Annotated in this window: 2 protein-coding genes; both read right to left on the reverse strand. The window is 66.1% G+C overall.

Annotated features, from left to right (window positions below; genetic code table 11):
• On the reverse strand, positions 1 to 458 hold a 458-nt coding region (locus tag IV091_RS15745), incomplete at its 3' end, for a 3-methyl-2-oxobutanoate hydroxymethyltransferase (RefSeq protein WP_293470200.1).
• Positions 459 to 540: 82 nt separating this feature from the next.
• Positions 541 to 1,554, reverse strand: a complete 1,014-nt coding sequence (gene bioB / locus IV091_RS15750) for a biotin synthase BioB (protein WP_011481855.1) — start codon at positions 1,552 to 1,554, stop codon at positions 541 to 543.
• Between the last annotated feature and the right edge of the window lie 193 nt (positions 1,555 to 1,747).

Genomic DNA, 1,747 nt, shown 5'->3' on the forward strand with positions numbered 1-1,747 from the left:
TCGGTGGTCCAGCCGCCGCCTTCGAGCTTGACCATGTGGGCGCCGGCCTGCATCAGCACCACGGCGCTGCGCAGGGCCTGCTCTTTCGACTCGTGGTAGGTGCCAAAGGGCAGGTCGCCGATCAGCCAGGCCGTGGCGTGCGAGCGGCGCAGGCCGTTGGCCACGCACTCGGTGTGGTGGCGCATGGTTTCCAGCGTCACGCCGACGGTGCTGGTCAGGCCCTGGCAGACCATGCCGAGCGAGTCGCCGACCAGGATGCATTCCACGCCGGCTGCGTCGGCCACGGCCGCGAAGGTTGCGTCGTAGGCGGTCAGCATGGTGATTTTTTCGCCTTGCGCATGCATCTCGCGCAGGCGCGGCAGGCTCAGCGGCTTGCGCGCCGAGGGCGTGGCGGCGGGCGGCAGCGTGCCATAAGGGGTGGCCGGGGGCGAGGCAGAAACGTTCTTCGCTGGGGTCATGGTTCAGTCCAAAGTTAGCGAGAGTCTAACCAGCTTGCCCGGGCTTTTTCACCACCGTTTTAGAGGGGCCTGACCAGCCCGCTCAGCGAACATCCGGCGCCGAACGGCTCATGCCCAAGCGCTGCAGCAGGGTCACGTCGGCCTCGGTGTCGGGGTTGCCGGTGGTGAGCAGTTTGTCGCCGTAAAAAATCGAGTTGGCACCCGCGAGGAAACACAGGGCCTGCACGCCGTCCCCCATTTGCTGGCGGCCGGCCGACAGGCGCACGCGCGCCGTGGGCATGGTGATGCGGGCCACCGCAATGGTGCGCACAAATTCAAACGGATCCAGGTCCGCCTGGTTCGCCAGCGGCGTGCCTTCAACCTTCACCAGGTTGTTGATGGGGACCGATTCGGGGTAGGGCGTGAGGTTGGCCAGTTCGGCCACCAGGCCGGCGCGCTGGCGGCGGGTTTCGCCCATGCCCACAATGCCGCCGCAGCAGACTTTCACGCCGGCGCTGCGCACGCGCGCCAGCGTGTCCAGCCGGTCCTGGTAGTCGCGCGTGGTGATGATGTCGCCGTAAAAATCAGGGGCGCTGTCAAGGTTGTGGTTGTAGTAGTCGAGGCCCGCGCTTTGCAGCGTCTGCGCGTGGCCGTCTTCCAGCATGCCCAAGGTGGCGCAGGTCTCCAGGCCCAGGGCCTTGACGGTGCGCACCAGCTCGGCCACTTTTTCAATGTCGCGGTCCTTGGGCGAACGCCAGGCTGCGCCCATGCAGAAACGCGTGGCGCCGGCGGCCTGTGCACGCTGGGCGGCGGCCAGCACTTCGGCCGGTTCCATCAGCTTGCTGGCTTCCACGCCGGTGTCATAGCGGGCGGCCTGCGGGCAGTAGCCGCAGTCTTCGGCGCAGCCGCCGGTTTTCACCGACAGCAGCGTGGCGAATTCAACCCGCGTGGGGTCGAAGTTCTCGCGGTGCACCGTTTGCGCGCGGTGCATCAGTTCCGGGAACGGCAGGTTGAACAGCGCTTCGATCTCGTCAACGCTCCAGCGGCCGTGTTCCCGTGGCTGGACGGCGGGGCGGGGCGGATGGAAGGCGAGGGGTTGGGTCAAGACAGAGGACATGAACGTGGGGCTCCTGAATGAATGAAAGTGCTGAAAGGGTTCACTGGGGCACTGTCATGAATGTGATGCAGCGTGTCTGAGCGCGTCTGTTTGTTCGGTGTGCATGAGCAAACGCGCTGTGCAGGGCGACTGGGGGGGCGTCATCTTTCACGGCTGATTTTACCCAGCCCTGACGCCCACCGGATTTCTCACG

It is taken from the genome of Polaromonas sp. (assembly GCF_018780625.1).
GTDB lineage: Bacteria > Pseudomonadota > Gammaproteobacteria > Burkholderiales > Burkholderiaceae_C > Polaromonas.